This window comes from Xenorhabdus santafensis (assembly GCF_033949405.1).
Lineage (GTDB): Bacteria > Pseudomonadota > Gammaproteobacteria > Enterobacterales > Enterobacteriaceae > Xenorhabdus > Xenorhabdus santafensis.
Window position 1 is genome coordinate 23,760 of the sequence record NZ_VCDN01000025.1, and the last position, 15,693, is coordinate 39,452.

Sequence of the window (15,693 nt, forward strand, 5' to 3'; positions counted from 1 at the left end):
CCATATTCTGAATATTCTTTAAAATCTTTATTTATATTTTATTCCTCTTTGGGCTATAACTTCTTCAATACAATACTGTAATTTTTCACACCACCTCGCTTTTCATAATCTTACCCAGTTCATGTTCTATCTACATATTTTGTGATGGAGTTGGATTTTTACTCTGTGGTGATTGCTTTTTGTTAAAATAATGTTTATTTTCTTTTTCGGATACACATTATGATTATTATATTGTCAGAGTAAAATAAAACTTATTACTTTCAGTTTGTTACATTTGTCTCGCAAATGTATTTTACATAGTGTAAACAAAACAATTAACGCTTTAATAAATATATTGTAAAGGTGCTATAACAATTATTGTTTGAGCGTGTTTTTTGAACAAATTAGCAACTGTTTATTAGTTTGAAGAGTTAATTATTTTTGTTAATGGATTAAAAAAAATTCATTTTATTTTGGTGAGTTGGAGCAAAGAATGAAAACAAAAACAACAAAATTTAGAAAGTTGATTCCGAGTATCGTTTTATTGTCCTTCCCATCTATGCCCAGTTTTGCTGCTGTTATCCCACCTGGGGTTGTATTAGACGCAAAACAAGAAATAACCATTAACAATGGTGTTGAGGTCACTTCATTAGATCCACATAAAGTTGAAGGCCATCCTGAAACAAACATTCTCCGTAATTTGCTGGAAGGGTTGGTGACAACTGATGCAAATGGTCAAACGGTGCCTGGTGTAGCCGAAAGATGGGAAAATGAAGGTTATAAGGTATGGACGTTTTATTTACGCGAAGATGCTAAATGGAGCGACGGCAAGCCTGTAACCGCACAGGATTTTGTCTACAGTTGGCGTCGTCTTGCTGATCCAAATACCGGCTCTCCTTATACCAGTTATTTGCAGTATACCTACGTGCAGAATACGGATGATGTCCTGACAGGGAAAAAAACACCGGAGCAATTGGGCGTAAAAGCATTGGATGAACGCCGCTTCCAAGTCACGCTCAGCCAACCCGTTCCGTATCTGATTGATATGTTGTCCCATACAGCCTTGAAACCTGTCAGACAAGATGTGATTGAAAAATGGGGAATTAAATGGACATCTCCGGGAAACTTTATTGGTAATGGCTCTTATGTCTTAAAAGAGTGGGTTATCAATGAGCGCATTGTTTTAACCCGTAACTCTCATTATTGGAATGATAAAGAATCCATTATTGAAAAAGGCACTTTTCTGCCTGTCGTCTCTGGGATTAGTGATGTCAACCGTTACCGCAGCGGAGAAATTGATATTACAGACAGTGCCATTCCGCCAGAGCTGTATCAAAAAATGAAACGGGATATTCCCGATCAATTGCAAGTTTCGCCATTCCTATGCACATTTTATTATGAAATCAATAACAAAAACCCGTTGTTTAAAGATAAACGGGTTCGTGAAGCCATCAAGCTGAGTCTTGATAGAGATATCATTGCTGAAAGAATTATGGGACAGGGGCAAATTCCCGCTTATGGTTTTACACCGACCTATACGGGCACTGGTTTAACCATTCACCCTGAGTGGGCAAGTTGGACACAAGAACAACGTAATCAACGGGCAAAGGAATTATTGAAAGAAGCCGGCTTTGATGCCAAAAATCCGTTTAAATTTACGTTGCTGTACAACACTTCAGAACAAAATAAACAACAAGCCATTGCCGCTGCATCTATGTGGCAGAAAAATATTGGTGCAAAAGTTACCTTACAGAACCAAGAGTGGAAAACCTCTCTCCAAAACCGCCATGAAGGCCATTATGACGTCGCCAGAGCAACATGGTGTGGGGATTACAATGAGCCGTCTGCATTCCTGAATATGCTGTTGTCAACCAGCAGTAACAATACAGGTTTCTATCAAAGTAAGGCCTTTGATGATTTGATGAGTCAGGCCCTGGCCGCTAAAGACGATGCAACCCGTAAGGAATTTTATCAACAGGCTGAAGCCCAGCTTGATAAGGATTCAGGCATGATCCCTATCTATTACCGTGTCAGCGTGCGTTTAATTCGCCCCACGGTTGGTGGAGTGACAGGGAAAGATCCCCTTGATTTTGTCGATTTAAAAAATTTATATATCAAAAAGGCGGTGAATTAATCACCGTCATAAAGTATTGCTCTGCTGTAAACAAAATCGTTCTTTTGGATACGGATATAGCTATGCCCTATGGATTTCAAGATGCGTCGCGGCGGCAAGGGAATCAACCTCCGGGAGCATAGATAACTATGTGACCGGAGTGAATGAACGTAGCCAACGAAGAGGCAATTTGAAAGACGACGGGTATATTCCATTTAATGCATATATGAATATGACCTGAGTGGGTTAAATGATATCAATTAGGAGTAAAAAATAAGATGATAAACACAACAAAGAAAAAACTTGCTGCTGGGATTACGGTAGCTTTAGGGATGATGGTAGGGGCTCAGGCTTTTGCTGCGAAAGTACCTGCAGGTGTGCAACTCGCTGATGACGCCAAACAAGTGTTGGTGCGCAATAATGGCTCAGAGCCACAATCATTGGACCCACATAAAGTTGAAGGCGTACCCGAATCCGGTCTTGCTCGCGATTTATTTGAAACGTTGGTGATTAATGATCCTGACGGAAACATCATACCCGGCGTTGCTGAACGTTGGGAGCATCAACCAGATTTTAAAACTTGGACATTCCATCTACGCAAAGATGCAAAATGGTCAAACGGTGACCCTGTCACAGCTCAGGATTTTGTTTACAGTTGGCGTCGGATAACAGATCCAAATACCGCATCTCCTTACGCAAGTTTCATGCAATATGCTCATCTTCTTAATGTTGACGATATTATCAGAGGTAAAAAAAAGCCTGATACTCTGGGCATTAAGGCATTAGATGACCATACATTACAATTAACACTCAGTGAGTCAGTGCCTTATCTGGTCAGACTGTTTGTGCACCCAACAACATCTCCAGTTCATCGTGGAACAATTGAAAAATACGGTGACAAATGGACACAACCAAAGAATTTTGTGGGGAACGGCGCGTATAAACTTAAAGATTGGGTGATTAACGAACGAATTGTTCTCGAGCGCAGCCCAACATACTGGGATAATAAAAATACCATTATTAATCAGGTCACTTTTTTACCTATCTCATCTGAAGTCACGGATGTCAATCGCTACCGTGCTGGCGAAATTGACATGACATACCATAACCTGCCTATCGAATTGTTCCAAAAACTGAAAAAGGAAATTCCTGATCAGTTGAAAGTAAATCCTTATCTGTGCACTTATTTTTATGAAATAAACAATCAGAAACCACCATTTACTGATCTCCGTGTACGTACCGCACTGAAGCTAGGTATGGATCGCGATATCATTACCAATAAGGTGAAAAACCAAGGAGACTCAGTAGCTCATGGGTTCACTCCGCCATTTATTGCTGATTTTAAAGATGAGAAGCCAGATTGGGCATTTAAAATGAATCAGCAACAGCGTAACGAAGAAGCGAAAAGACTATTGGCAGAAGCCGGGTTCACCAAAGATAATCCTCTAAAAATTAAATTGCTGTATAACACATCTGACCTACACAAAAAAATGGCTATCGCAGCAGCATCTATTTGGAAAAACAATATTGGTATTGAAGTCGCCCTCGAAAACCAAGAATGGAAAACTTATCTTGATTCCCGCCATCAGGGAACTTACGACATAACCCGAGCAGGATGGTGCGCAGATTATAACGAATCCTCCAGTTTCCTGAATTCAATGCTATCAACTAGCAGCAATAACACCGCTCATTATAAGAGCAAAGAATTTGATGCTTTGATGAAAAAATCCCTACAAGTTGAAACGGATGAAGAGCGTATTGATGTCTATGCCAAAGCAAATGCTTTATTAGACAAAGATTCAGTGGTTGTTCCTCTCTTTTACTATGCGAATACGCGTGTAATAAAACCTTATGTTGGTGGTTATACCGGTAAAGATCCATTAGACAACTTCCACACTAAAGATATGTACATAATAAAACACTAGGAATGAGTTGGTGGCTCAACAATCGGGCCACCCAATGTCAGATTATTTAAAGGCCACGGTTTGGCTAAACAATAGGAACGGGCAATGCTAAAATTTATTTTACGTCGCTGCTTAGAGGCGATCCCGACACTTTTTATTCTCATCACAATTTCGTTTTTTATGATGCGGCTTGCGCCGGGTAGCCCATTTACCGGGGAAAGGAAGCTACCGCCAGAGGTCATGGCAAATATTGAAGCGAAATACCACCTAAATGACCCGATGTATAAACAATACTTCAATTACTTAATCCAGCTTTCTAAAGGGGATTTTGGTCCGTCATTCAAATACAAAGACTACAGCGTAAATGATTTGGTTGCAGAAGCTTTACCTGTTTCTGCTAAATTGGGGCTTGCAGCGTTTGTTATGGCAGTGATATTTGGTGTCAGTGCGGGCGTTATCGCGGCATTGAACCAGAATACCAAATGGGACTACACGGTCATGGGGTTTGCCATGACGGGGGTGGTTATCCCCAGCTTCGTCGTTGCTCCCTTGCTGGTTCTGATATTCGCCATTACTTTGAAATGGCTGCCGGGGGGAGGTTGGAACGGTGGGGCACCTAAATATATGCTTTTGCCGATGGTCGCACTTTCTCTCTCGTATATCGCCAGTATTTCCCGTATTACCCGCGGTTCAATGATCGAAATTTTACACTCCAACTTTATTCGTACCGCGCGAGCCAAGGGCTTGCCATTACGCCGGATTATTTTCCGCCATGCCCTTAAACCCGCCTTATTACCTGTAATCTCTTTTATGGGGCCTGCGTTTGTCGGCATCATTACGGGGTCAATGGTAATTGAAACTATTTTCGGTTTACCTGGGTTGGGGCAATTGTTTGTTAATGGAGCATTAAACCGTGACTACTCACTGGTTCTCAGCCTGACAATTCTCGTGGGCGGGTTGACCATTATGTTTAATGCCATTGTTGATGTGCTGTATGCCGTCATTGATCCGAAAATTCGTTACTAGACACTGGAGCACGCAATGTTACCGAATAAAAAAAATAGCGAAGCTCTGGAAAATTTCTCCGAGCAACTGGAAATTGAAGGCCGTAGTTTGTGGCAGGATGCACGTCGTCGTTTTATCCATAATAAGGCGGCAATTACGAGTCTATGTATTCTGTTTCTGATTACATTATTTGTGATCTTAGCTCCGATGCTGTCTCAATTTGCGTACGATGACACGGATTGGAATATGATGACGATGCCGCCGGATTTTGAATCCGGTCACTATTTTGGCACCGATTCATCAGGGCGTGATTTATTGGTGCGTGTTGCCATTGGTGGACGCATTTCTTTGATGGTCGGGATTGCCGCAGCCTTGATAGCTGTACTGTTCGGAACCCTGTATGGCGCGATGTCAGGCTATCTGGGTGGCAAAATCGATATGGTCATGATGCGTTTGTTGGAAATTCTCAACTCCTTCCCATTCATGTTTTTCGTTATTCTTCTGGTTACCTTTTTTGGCCAAAACATCCTGCTGATTTTCGTTGCGATAGGCATGGTATCGTGGCTGGATATGGCGCGTATTGTCCGTGGCCAAACACTGAGCCTAAAACGCAAGGAATTTATCGAAGCAGCGTTAGTGGGTGGTGTTTCTACCCGCCATATTGTTCTGCGCCATATTGTGCCAAACGTTTTGGGTGTTGTAGTGGTTTATGCCTCATTACTCGTACCAAGCATGATTTTGTTTGAATCTTTCTTGAGTTTCCTTGGATTGGGAACCCAAGAACCACTCAGCAGTTGGGGGGCTTTGTTAAGTGATGGAGCCAACTCAATGGAAGTGGCTCCGTGGTTGCTGTTGTTTCCGGCGGGCTTTCTGGTAATGACCCTATTTTGTTTTAACTTTATTGGCGACGGCCTGCGAGATGCCCTCGATCCGAAAGACCGTTAAGGAGAGCCTATGAACAGCGTAGAAACTTCAAAGAAAGCTGAATTGCTATTAAAAGTAAAAGACTTAAATGTGGCATTCAGCACTCCTGATGGCGATGTCACCGCCGTGAACAAACTGAATTTTGATTTACATGCGGGTGAAACACTGGGGATCGTGGGAGAATCTGGTTCCGGTAAATCTCAGACAGCATTCGCCTTGATGGGATTATTGGCCAGCAATGGTTCAGTCAGTGGTTCTGCCTATTTTAATGGAAGAGAAATTCTCAACCTGAAAGAAAAAGAGTTAAACCGGATGCGGGCTGAAGAAATATCGATGATATTTCAGGATCCGATGACTTCTCTTAACCCTTATATGCGAGTGGGTGAGCAACTTACAGAAGTATTGATGCTGCACAAGAATATGGGGAAAAGCGAAGCGTTTGAAGAGTCCATCCGCATGTTGGATGCAGTTAAAATGCCGGAAGCACGTAAACGCATGAATATGTATCCGCACGAATTTTCTGGCGGCATGCGCCAACGTGTCATGATTGCGATGGCTTTGTTATGCCAGCCTAAATTGCTGATCGCGGATGAACCGACAACCGCACTGGACGTAACCGTTCAGGCTCAGATTATGACATTGCTTAATGAGTTAAAACATGAATTCAATACAGCAATTATCATGATCACCCATGATTTGGGGGTTGTGGCCGGTATTTGTGACAAGGTACTGGTCATGTACGCAGGAAGAACGATGGAATACGGCACGGCGCGTGATGTATTTTACCATCCTTCTCATCCGTACAGCATTGGGCTTTTGAATGCCGTTCCGCGCTTGGATGGCGATGAAGAAACGTTGGTTACAATTCAAGGTAATCCACCTAACTTACTGCGTTTACCGAAAGGATGCCCATTCCAGCCTCGTTGCCAGTTTGCCATTGAGTGCTGTGCTCATGAAGAACCACAATTGGAACAATTTGGCCTTGGGCGCTTGCGTGCCTGCTTCAGACCCCAGGAGGAATTAGTATGAGCACAATAGCTGAAAAACGTGTTTTGTTGGAAGTCGATGATCTTAAAGTTTACTTTGATATCAAAGATGGCAAACAGTGGTTCTGGCAACCAGCGAAAACCTTGAAAGCAGTAGATGGCGTTACATTGAGACTATACGAAGGTGAAACGTTGGGTGTTGTGGGAGAATCCGGTTGCGGAAAATCCACATTTGCCAGAGCTATAATTGGTTTAGTCAAGGCGTCTGGAGGATCGGTCACTTGGCTTGGGCAGAATCTACTGGAAGTCAACGATAAACAGTGGAAGGATATTCGTAACGATATCCAGATGATTTTCCAGGATCCTCTGGCATCATTAAATCCGCGTATGACCATTGGCGATATTATTGCAGAGCCACTGAGAACATATCATCCCAAAATGAAGTCCGAGGAAATAAAAGAGAAAGTTAAAAAGATGATGATGCGGGTAGGGTTATTGCCTAACCTGATAAACCGTTACCCTCATGAATTTTCCGGCGGGCAGTGTCAACGTATCGGAATTGCGCGGGCTCTAATTCTTGAACCCAAATTAGTCATCTGTGACGAACCTGTTTCAGCGCTGGATGTTTCCATTCAGGCTCAGGTTGTTAACTTGTTGCAGGAATTGCAGCGAGAAATGGGGCTGTCTTTGATATTTATTGCCCATGATTTGTCAATCGTCAAACACATATCAGATCGCGTCTTGGTAATGTACTTGGGGAATGCGGTGGAATTGGGAACTTATGATGAGGTTTATCATAACCCATTACATCCTTATACACGTGCACTTATGTCGGCTGTGCCCATTCCAGATCCAGACAAAGAACGTAATAAACGTATTGAGTTACTCGAAGGAGAGTTGCCTTCGCCCATTAACCCACCATCAGGGTGTGTATTCCGCACTCGTTGCCCGCTGGCTGATGCTGAATGCGCCAAAACTCGTCCTTTGTTAGAAGGCAGCTTTAAACATGCCGTGTCTTGCCTGAAAGTTGACCCTCTATAAGCGTCTCTCATCGGGAAAATAAACGTGACATTGTCACAAGTATAAATTTAATCCCCCTTTATAAAATAAGGGGGATTTTTAATGTGCTCATTTTTCTTTCCATAGAATATGATAAATGGGATGAGATTTTTCCCGGCAAATCAATATACGGGCGAAGATATCGTCAATCTCGGCATCGTCAGACTCGGCCAAGCCAATGACAACTTCGGAAAAGAAATTCGGGTCTAAATCAAAATCAACATGTTTAAACCACACTTCAGAAAGTGCTAATAATTCTGCACCACCTCGCTCCTCGAATTGCAAATTAAATAATAGGCTGTCAGCCGGATCAAGGTTATCAAGTGCTTGCTCAAGGAAAATGTCATAGGCTTTTTCTAGCGCTTCATCTTCCGTCATTCGGTTGTTTAAATCCAATTGCATAGTATGTGTCGGTTGATTTTCCATAATGGGATTATCCAAAATTAATAACAAAGTGAAATCAGTAGTGACAAGTATTCAGCTGGTGCCACCAAAAAGAAAGGGAAGATTATATTCCAATTTGAATATTGCTGGAACGGTGCCGGGGATCAGACAGAGATCGACACTTATCCAGCAATCAGTTTAAAAGAGCTCGTGACTAGGTGACTTTTATCGAGGGTGCTGGAGTAACAGCATGACCCTAAAATCATTAAACGTATTCTTTACCGATTATCTTGCAAAAATTCAGTTTTTACATAAGTCATAACAGTGGACTGAAGAAATAGCAGACACGTTCGAGAACACGGTGCCAAACGGGCCGTTTGTCCCATTGATTGTTCACCAGTCGCGTTGAGCGCATAATGTAGTCTTGTTGGACTAGGGTTAAATCATTGCCAAAAAGCTCATCATCGATCACCACCGTAATTTCAAAATTAAGCCACAGGCTGCGCATATCTAAATTAACAGAGCCAACCATACTGAGTTGCCCATCAACCAAAACACTTTTGCTATGTAACAGACCATCTTCGAATAGGTAAATTTTTACGCCGGCTTCCAATAATTCGGTAAAAAATGCCCGGCTGGCCCATCGAACAAGAAATGAATTGTTCTGGCTTGGGATAACAATGCTGACATCTACGCCACGCATGGCTGCCGTACAGATAGCGTGCATTAAATCATCACTGGGGACAAAATAAGGCGTGGTAAGAATTAGCTGCTTGCGGGCGGAAAAAATAGCCGTCATCAGCGACTGCTGGATTAATTCATCAGGGAATCCCGGCCCGGAAGCGATGACTTGGGCAGTATGCCCGCTGGCCTGTTCGAAAGGCATAATAATGTTGTCAGGAGGCGGGGGAAGGTGGCGTTTCCCGGTTTCCATTTCCCAATCGAATGCATAAATAATCCCCAATATCGTGGTAACCGGGCCTTCCATCCTCACCATGATATCGACCCATTGCCCAACTCCAGCATTTTGCTTAAAAAAACGCGGGTCAACCATATTCATGCTGCCGGTATATGAAATATGATTATCGATCAGTATAATTTTCCTGTGTTGACGTAAATCCATGCGGCGCAGGAACAGGCGGAAAATATTCACTTTCAGCGATTCGACAAACTCAATCCCTGCTTTACGCATAATATCAGGGTAAGGGCTGCGGAAAAATTGCCAGCTTCCTGCTGAATCCACCATAATCCGGCACTTAACTCCGCGTTTGGCTGCACGCATCAGAGCATCAGTCACTTGATCAACCAATCCACCTGATTGCCATATATAAAAGACCATTTCAATATTGCATTTGGCGTTTTCAATATCATTGATAATGGCTTTCAATGAGTCATCATAGGAGGTCATTAATTGCATTTTATTGCCTTTAACGCCCTTGATTTTCTGGCGATGTTCGCATAATTGGAATAACGGCGTAGCGACTTCGCTATTTTTATTGGCAAAAATGAGAGTGGATTTTCGTAACTCTGCAAGCCACTTAACAACGGATGAGCGCATTTGTCTGGCTTGCTCAACCCTGCGTTTACCAAGGTGCAATTCACCAAATGACAAATAGGCGACAACGCCCACCAAAGGGATAATGTAAATAATAAGTACCCAAGTCATTGTGGAAGTCACTGGACGGCGCTTCATCAAAACTCGAATAGTGATCCCTGCAATAATCAGCCAATATAAGAAAATCGCCAGCCAGCTCAGTACAGAATAAAAGGTTGTCATATGTGGCAATCAATCCTGTTTATTTAAGTATTTAACACCGTTATTACCGCAATTTTCTAGAAATTTTAGCAAACTATCAACCTAATATAAGTTGGATTGCCAATTAGTTGACAACTTCAGTGGTGAGATGAAGAATATACCTTCGTCTTTCAAGTTGCCTCTTTGTTGGCCGTACTCATTCCCCCAGTCACCGTTTTTATAAAAATACGGTTATCTATGCTCTTGGGGGGCGTTTTACCGCCGCGATGCAACTCGATAATCCATTGAGTATAATGCACCAACCTCAATGAGAACATTAAGCTGGGATAATTGATGAAACATAGCAGAAATGAAGTCGGGCGCTGGAGAAAGATCCGGCAAAACATCAGCCGCCGTCGGCGCTGGCACGAAAGCCAATCACGGCGTAATTTTCGTATCTATAAGTTGCATAAGATCGATGCTTATAAACGTCGCAGATCACTTTTGTTTATCCAAAATTTAGAATGGATGTAAAAAAGTGTGCAGCATGATAAGTACCCGATAAATTAAGGTTATAGTTTAGTTAATAAACCAATATTTGAGAGATAAAAAAGGTACAGATGTTTTTGAATCATTATTGAATATGATAGTCATTTGCATTTAAACTAATGGCAATCTGAAAACTGACTATTATGCTGCTAATCAAGAATTCACTTATGCGTTGGATACCCTGGCCGATACTATTTTCTTTTTGTTTACATATTTCTATTGCTGCGGCGCTTTTTCAAGCGATTGAGTCCGTGAAGCAACAAGATCCTGCACCTATGTCTGTTGCCATGATTCAACTGGCTGCTGAGGTGCCTGCTTCGGTGGCTGCTATGCCTGAACCTGTGCCTGAGCCTCCGGCGCCAGAGCCAGAACCTATCGCTAAAATAGCCCTGCCTAAACCCGTAAAAAAACCGGAAGTGAAGAAAATCGTTAAAAAAGAATCTAAGCCGGTAGAGAAAAAAGTAGAAAAAGTGTCAGAACAGCCAGTGAAGCCTGTTTCTGATGAAACGTCTCAGGTAGCGAATAATCAGGGTGAGCCGAAACCATCTCATCTGGCCACGGATAAAGCATCTACAGCACCACGTGGGCCAAGGGCACTGAGCAGGCCACATCCTATTTACCCATCCAGAGCACAGCAATTAGGAACTGAAGGGGTGGTAAAAGTGGAGTTTGATATTGATGAAGACGGCCGAGTTAAAAACATCAAAATTCTTTCTGCAACGCCTAAAAATATCTTTGAACGTGAAGTGAAACAGGCCATGAGAAAATGGCGCTATGAGAAAACGGCAGCTACCGGGTATATAGCAACCATTGAGTTTAAAGTAACAGGTATTTCCCAAAGCTAATTAAACAAAGAGTCAAGGAACATGGTTTTATCCTTGACTCTATCAACGCATTCTGATCTTTTATTAAAATTCAAGTTCCCTCAAATTCATTCAATCCTGCTGTTATCTTATTTTCAAACGCAATAAATATTTTTGTTTAAGTAATGTTGAGGTGATTATGACTATTTCTATAGAGCTTATTTTACATGATGCTGTAGAGCACTCTCGTGAAAAATTCAAGGCAAAAGCAGGGAATAAATACTATTGTGACAAAAGTGTTCTTGATGAAAAAGATTCATATAAGCGTTTTATTCATAGTGGTGGAGTTAAAAAACGTGGTCAGGAAGAGTTTTTAAAATCCCGTGCTTTTATTTCTAATCTGGAAATTGAAGAAGAAAGGCGACAAGCTAGTTTTAATGAAATACTTGGAAATGATCTCTATAAACGATTCTATCAAGGCATCCTACATGGAGGCAAAATGAGTGAATCCAGCAAGAAAGATAGAGAAAGCATTAGGGCTGAATTTCGGCAAAGAGATCTAATTAACCAGTTGATTAATAAGGATGAAAACGAAATTAATGCTGAGCAATATAGAAAGATTTATGACTATACAGTTGAAAAACAAAATGAGCTTTTAGCAGGTAACTGCCCTGATTATTGTAATGCTGCATATCACTATTTAATACAGCAACGAGTTGATGATATTTTAAGTTTTTATAATGCGATGCATAACACGCCTAGTTATGTCTATGTCCAAATTATAGCCACACAGGGAAAATATGATCACGTATTTATATTGATTAATAGTTTTAATAATAAAAAAGGCCAGCCAATATTAGGACAACTATATCATGAACTTCCAAGAGGGGCTTGGGTATGCGATCCTTGGGCAAAAATTGTTTGCTGTGCTGAAGATTATAATGATAGATGGAAGAGCAAAATGAGCAAATGGCACCTTCTGGGAAAATGCCTGGTACTTTCATCTAATGATAGTAATCAATTTCCTTTAAAAAAAGATACATATCTTACTATTCAAAACAGTGTGAAAAAAATACTTAATCAGGCAATTATATCTCCTGACGGCAATATAACAGCCAGAGCATTGTGAATATCATGATTTCTTTTAATTTGTTCTATTTAATCATAAAAAAGGAGCGTCATAACAACGCTCCTTTGATTTTCGTGAGTCACTTTTCGAACAAATTATTATTCTGAATCACTGCCTTCCAGCTTGAAATGTCTTTTCCCTTCGGGCAAAGGGCGCGAAGAGTTATTCTCATCAACGGCGACATAAGTGAAAACCGCGTCAGTTGCACGATAACGCTGCCCAACGGGTTCAGATGCCACTTTTTTCACCCAAACCTCAATATGAATGGTGATTGATGAGTTGCCCGTTTTAAGGCAACGGGCATAACAGCATACGACGTCACCTACCGCAACTGGTTTCAGAAAACTGATGCCATTTACGCTAACAGTTACCACGCGTCCCAGTGCAATTTCTTTTGCCAAAATTGCGCCGCCAATATCCATTTGAGACATCAGCCAGCCACCGAAAATATCCCCATTGGCATTGGTATCAGCGGGCATGGCCAGTGTACGGAGAACCAATTCTCCGTTTGGTAAGGATTGTTGTTGTGTCATTAGAAAACTTGCTTTATTTGGTGAATACAACAATACCTGCCGAATTGCCGACAGGTATCCATCTGTGGGTCATTACATTATTCTTGTTCGCGAGGTAGATGGCGGTAGATATATACCACACTCAACACAGTAAAGACCAGCGTCAATGCAGTTAACCCGAATACTTTAAAGTTAACCCAAACTTCCTGAGGCAGCCAGAAAGCAACATAAATATTGACCAATGCACAGACTGCAAAAAAGATTGCCCAAGCTGTATTGAGCTTGTTCCAGATTAAATCAGGCAGCTCCAACTCCTTACCTAACATTTTCTGGATAAGTGGCTTTTTCATAACCCATTGACTGATGATCAAAACAAGCGCAAAAATGGCATAAATAACCGTTACCTTCCACTTAATGAACAAATCACTGTGGAAAGCCAGAGTCAGTGTCCCGAAGACTGCGACCATAGCAAAGGTAATTAAAGATGATTTTTCTACTTTGCGGTAGAGCAGATATGTAATGACAACTGCCAATCCGGTAGCAGCAATCAATGCGCCGGAAGCATAAAAAATGTCATACATCTTGTAAACGATGAAAAAAACGACTAATGGCAAAAAGTCTAAAAGTTGTTTCATAAATTGAACCCATAATGATGCCAATGATGGCATGTTTTTGAATCTGTGTCAGAGTGTATCAGATATCAGTGAAATGGTTTATTTTTCGGAAAAAACATTTTTCACTTGTTTCCCGTGTTAGGCTGATTTTGAACAGCAATGAGGCACTTGTGAGTTTCTAGTTCACACCGCATTATAGTAGGTTGTTTTTCACGAAAGGGCATAAAGGTCATGTTGTGGAAAAGGTTGCATCGCTGGATGCCAGGTTTGGAAAATCTTTGTCATTATCGTAAAGAATATTTTAGTCATGATATGCGGGCAGGGCTCTCTGTTGCTGCGGTTGCATTGCCGGTGGCGATTGCTTATGCGGAATTAATGGGCATTAGCGCCATTATTGGTTTGTATGCCTGTATTTTACCCATGTTTGCCTATGCATTGTTCGGGACTTCCCGCCAGCTGATTGTTGGGCCAGATGCAGCAACTTGCGCCGTTATTGCAGCGGCAGTCGCGCCACTGGCATTAGGAAATGAGCACGTTCGTTGGCAGCTTGCTATTGTAATGACATTAATGACAGGGTTTTGGTGCATTTTAGCCAGCCACTTCCGGCTGGGTGCTTTTGCCGATTTTCTGTCCCGCCCTATTTTGAAAGGTTTTATCAATGGGGTCGCCATTACCATTATGGCAGACCAGATTGCAAAAGTTTTTGGGATATCAGGTCTGCCGGCTGAGTTGATTGAGCGGTTGATTGAGTTCCCCTATAAATTCTTGGGTGCTCATTGGCCAACGGTGGGTATGTCAGCTCTTACCCTGCTGGTATTGCTCATTGTGGGATTTATCCGGCCCAATTGGCCGGCCCCACTGATGGCAATGATTGTATCGACTTATGTCAGTTGGCAATTTAAGCTTGACCAATATGGTATTCAGATTGTTGGTGATATGGGCAAGGGGCTGCCCATTGTTCCCATGCCGGAATTTGAATTGGGTGTCATACGTGATCTGGTTGTTCCCTCGATTAACCTTGCGGTAATTAGCTTTGTCAGCTTTATGATGACAGCCCGCAGCTTTGCCAGCAAAAATGGTTATCAGGTCGATTCTGACCTAGAACTCAGGGCATTGGGCATTGCCAATATCGCCGCATCATTATCGCAAGGTTTTGCTGTCAGTGCGGCCGGCAGCCGTACCGCAGTCAATGATGCACTTGGCGGAAAAACCCAAATGGTGTCAATAATCGCTGGTGGTACCATTCTGTTGGTGCTGTTATTTATGACCTCCTTTCTGACTCACATCCCTTTGTCGTCGCTGGGTGTGGTTTTAATATTTTCCTCATGGTCACTGCTGGGATTGAAAAACATCTGGGCGTATCGGAAACGTAATCGTCAGGCTTTTACGCTTTCTATCTTTACTCTCATCGCTGTTTTGCTGGTGGGTGTCATTGATGGTATTGGCTTTGCCGTTTTGCTCGGGTTGCTGCAATTCTTGCGCATTGTATTTCGTCCATCAGATCAATTGCTGGGAGTAAACGAACAAGGCATGGTGCGCTCCATTCACCAAGATAATGATATTAAACCCGTGGATGGCATCATGATGTACCGTTTTAACTCTCCATTGACCTATTTTAACGCCGGCTACTTCAAAAAACGGGTATTGCAGCATGTTGGCAGTGCCCCAGTTCGCCCGTTATGGTTGGTGGTGGATGCTACCGTCAGCTTTACCTATGATGATGTCAGTGTTTTTGCAGCATTAGATGAGTTGATTACTGAACTGAAAGAAAAAGGCATCACGCTTGTGCTGGCGGGACGCAGAACAGAACTGAACTATTGGATAAAGCAGAATAAACTCAGCCGCAGTGATGAAGATCTGATCATTGTGCCAGACCTCTATTTTGCTATTCGCTTGATACAAAGTAAGCAACAGGTTGCGGAAAAAGAGAGGGAAAAAGAGAAAGAAGGAATGAATTCGTAATTCACCCCCTGATACAGAAGTACGGGGGTGAATTA

General features: G+C 42.1%; 14 protein-coding genes. 10 read left to right on the top strand and 4 right to left on the bottom strand.

Features of this window, described 5'->3' with window-relative positions; genetic code table 11:
* The first annotated feature begins 472 nt into the window (after nt 1-472).
* The 6 genes from FE392_RS07550 to oppF all read left to right on the top strand — a co-directional run bounded on the left by FE392_RS07550 (nt 473) and on the right by oppF (nt 7,952).
* A complete protein-coding gene (locus tag FE392_RS07550) occupies nt 473-2,113 on the top strand; it encodes an ABC transporter substrate-binding protein (RefSeq protein ID WP_319929618.1) in 1,641 nt (546 codons plus the stop codon).
* Nucleotides 2,114-2,370: 257 nt separating this feature from the next.
* Complete coding sequence (gene oppA, locus FE392_RS07555; RefSeq protein ID WP_319929619.1) at nt 2,371-4,017, top strand: oligopeptide ABC transporter substrate-binding protein OppA; 1,647 nt, start codon at nt 2,371-2,373, stop codon at nt 4,015-4,017.
* An 84-nt stretch (nt 4,018-4,101) separates the two neighbouring features.
* A complete protein-coding gene (oppB, locus tag FE392_RS07560; RefSeq protein ID WP_319929620.1) occupies nt 4,102-5,022 on the top strand; it encodes an oligopeptide ABC transporter permease OppB in 921 nt (306 codons plus the stop codon).
* Between the two features lie 15 nt (nt 5,023-5,037).
* Nucleotides 5,038-5,946, top strand: a complete 909-nt coding sequence (gene oppC, locus FE392_RS07565; protein WP_319929621.1) for an oligopeptide ABC transporter permease OppC — start codon at nt 5,038-5,040, stop codon at nt 5,944-5,946.
* A gap of 9 nt (nt 5,947-5,955) precedes the next feature.
* The gene (locus tag FE392_RS07570; RefSeq protein ID WP_319929622.1) at nt 5,956-6,954 is read left to right on the top strand and encodes an ABC transporter ATP-binding protein; all 999 of its coding nucleotides are present in this window, start codon (nt 5,956-5,958) and stop codon (nt 6,952-6,954) included.
* Complete coding sequence (oppF, locus tag FE392_RS07575) at nt 6,951-7,952, top strand: murein tripeptide/oligopeptide ABC transporter ATP binding protein OppF (RefSeq protein ID WP_319929623.1); 1,002 nt, start codon at nt 6,951-6,953, stop codon at nt 7,950-7,952. Before FE392_RS07570 ends, oppF begins: the two co-directional genes overlap by 4 nt.
* A gap of 87 nt (nt 7,953-8,039) precedes the next feature.
* Here oppF and FE392_RS07580 read toward each other — a convergent pair whose 3' ends face one another.
* Nucleotides 8,040-8,372 carry an HI1450 family dsDNA-mimic protein gene (locus FE392_RS07580; RefSeq protein ID WP_319929663.1) on the bottom strand — a complete coding sequence of 111 codons (333 nt, stop codon included), beginning with the start codon at nt 8,370-8,372 and terminating at the stop codon, nt 8,040-8,042.
* 298 nt (nt 8,373-8,670) lie between these two features.
* Nucleotides 8,671-10,131, bottom strand: a complete 1,461-nt coding sequence (gene cls, locus FE392_RS07585; protein ID WP_319929624.1) for a cardiolipin synthase — start codon at nt 10,129-10,131, stop codon at nt 8,671-8,673.
* 312 nt (nt 10,132-10,443) lie between these two features.
* Here cls and FE392_RS07590 point away from each other — a divergent pair, with 312 nt between their 5' ends.
* From FE392_RS07590 to FE392_RS07600, 3 genes are all read left to right on the top strand, one after another.
* Nucleotides 10,444-10,623, top strand: coding sequence for a YciY family protein (locus FE392_RS07590; RefSeq protein ID WP_319929625.1), 180 nt, complete (start codon nt 10,444-10,446; stop codon nt 10,621-10,623).
* Between the two features lie 182 nt (nt 10,624-10,805).
* Entirely contained in the window at nt 10,806-11,483 is a 678-nt protein-coding gene (gene tonB / locus FE392_RS07595) for a TonB system transport protein TonB (protein ID WP_439153472.1), read from the top strand.
* Between the two features lie 157 nt (nt 11,484-11,640).
* Nucleotides 11,641-12,570 carry a hypothetical protein gene (locus tag FE392_RS07600; RefSeq protein WP_319929627.1) on the top strand — a complete coding sequence of 310 codons (930 nt, stop codon included), beginning with the start codon at nt 11,641-11,643 and terminating at the stop codon, nt 12,568-12,570.
* Nucleotides 12,571-12,668: 98 nt separating this feature from the next.
* Here FE392_RS07600 and yciA read toward each other — a convergent pair whose 3' ends face one another.
* Nucleotides 12,669-13,103, bottom strand: coding sequence for an acyl-CoA thioester hydrolase YciA (yciA, locus tag FE392_RS07605; protein ID WP_092508923.1), 435 nt, complete (start codon nt 13,101-13,103; stop codon nt 12,669-12,671).
* Nucleotides 13,104-13,180: 77 nt separating this feature from the next.
* The gene (locus tag FE392_RS07610) at nt 13,181-13,717 is read right to left on the bottom strand and encodes a septation protein A (protein WP_319929629.1); all 537 of its coding nucleotides are present in this window, start codon (nt 13,715-13,717) and stop codon (nt 13,181-13,183) included.
* A gap of 210 nt (nt 13,718-13,927) precedes the next feature.
* Here FE392_RS07610 and FE392_RS07615 point away from each other — a divergent pair, with 210 nt between their 5' ends.
* Nucleotides 13,928-15,658 (top strand): SulP family inorganic anion transporter, encoded by a 1,731-nt coding sequence (locus tag FE392_RS07615; protein ID WP_319929630.1) that lies wholly within the window; start codon nt 13,928-13,930, stop codon nt 15,656-15,658.
* The last annotated feature ends 35 nt before the right edge of the window (nt 15,659-15,693 follow it).

Excerpts from the sequence above, each read along its gene's own strand:
- oppA (WP_319929619.1), top strand. The coding sequence starts at position 2,371 with ATGATAAACACAACAAAGAAAAAACTTGCTGCTGGGATTACGGTAGCT.
- FE392_RS07570 (WP_319929622.1), top strand. The coding sequence starts at position 5,956 with ATGAACAGCGTAGAAACTTCAAAGAAAGCTGAATTGCTATTAAAAGTA.
- yciA (WP_092508923.1), bottom strand. The coding sequence starts at position 13,103 with ATGACACAACAACAATCCTTACCAAACGGAGAATTGGTTCTCCGTACA.
- oppB (WP_319929620.1), top strand. The coding sequence starts at position 4,102 with ATGCTAAAATTTATTTTACGTCGCTGCTTAGAGGCGATCCCGACACTT.
- FE392_RS07590 (WP_319929625.1), top strand. The coding sequence starts at position 10,444 with ATGAAACATAGCAGAAATGAAGTCGGGCGCTGGAGAAAGATCCGGCAA.
- oppC (WP_319929621.1), top strand. The coding sequence starts at position 5,038 with ATGTTACCGAATAAAAAAAATAGCGAAGCTCTGGAAAATTTCTCCGAG.
- cls (WP_319929624.1), bottom strand. The coding sequence starts at position 10,131 with ATGACAACCTTTTATTCTGTACTGAGCTGGCTGGCGATTTTCTTATAT.
- FE392_RS07610 (WP_319929629.1), bottom strand. The coding sequence starts at position 13,717 with ATGAAACAACTTTTAGACTTTTTGCCATTAGTCGTTTTTTTCATCGTT.
- FE392_RS07615 (WP_319929630.1), top strand. The coding sequence starts at position 13,928 with ATGTTGTGGAAAAGGTTGCATCGCTGGATGCCAGGTTTGGAAAATCTT.
- FE392_RS07550 (WP_319929618.1), top strand. The coding sequence starts at position 473 with ATGAAAACAAAAACAACAAAATTTAGAAAGTTGATTCCGAGTATCGTT.
- oppF (WP_319929623.1), top strand. The coding sequence starts at position 6,951 with ATGAGCACAATAGCTGAAAAACGTGTTTTGTTGGAAGTCGATGATCTT.
- FE392_RS07600 (WP_319929627.1), top strand. The coding sequence starts at position 11,641 with ATGACTATTTCTATAGAGCTTATTTTACATGATGCTGTAGAGCACTCT.
- FE392_RS07580 (WP_319929663.1), bottom strand. The coding sequence starts at position 8,372 with ATGCAATTGGATTTAAACAACCGAATGACGGAAGATGAAGCGCTAGAA.
- tonB (WP_439153472.1), top strand. The coding sequence starts at position 10,806 with ATGCGTTGGATACCCTGGCCGATACTATTTTCTTTTTGTTTACATATT.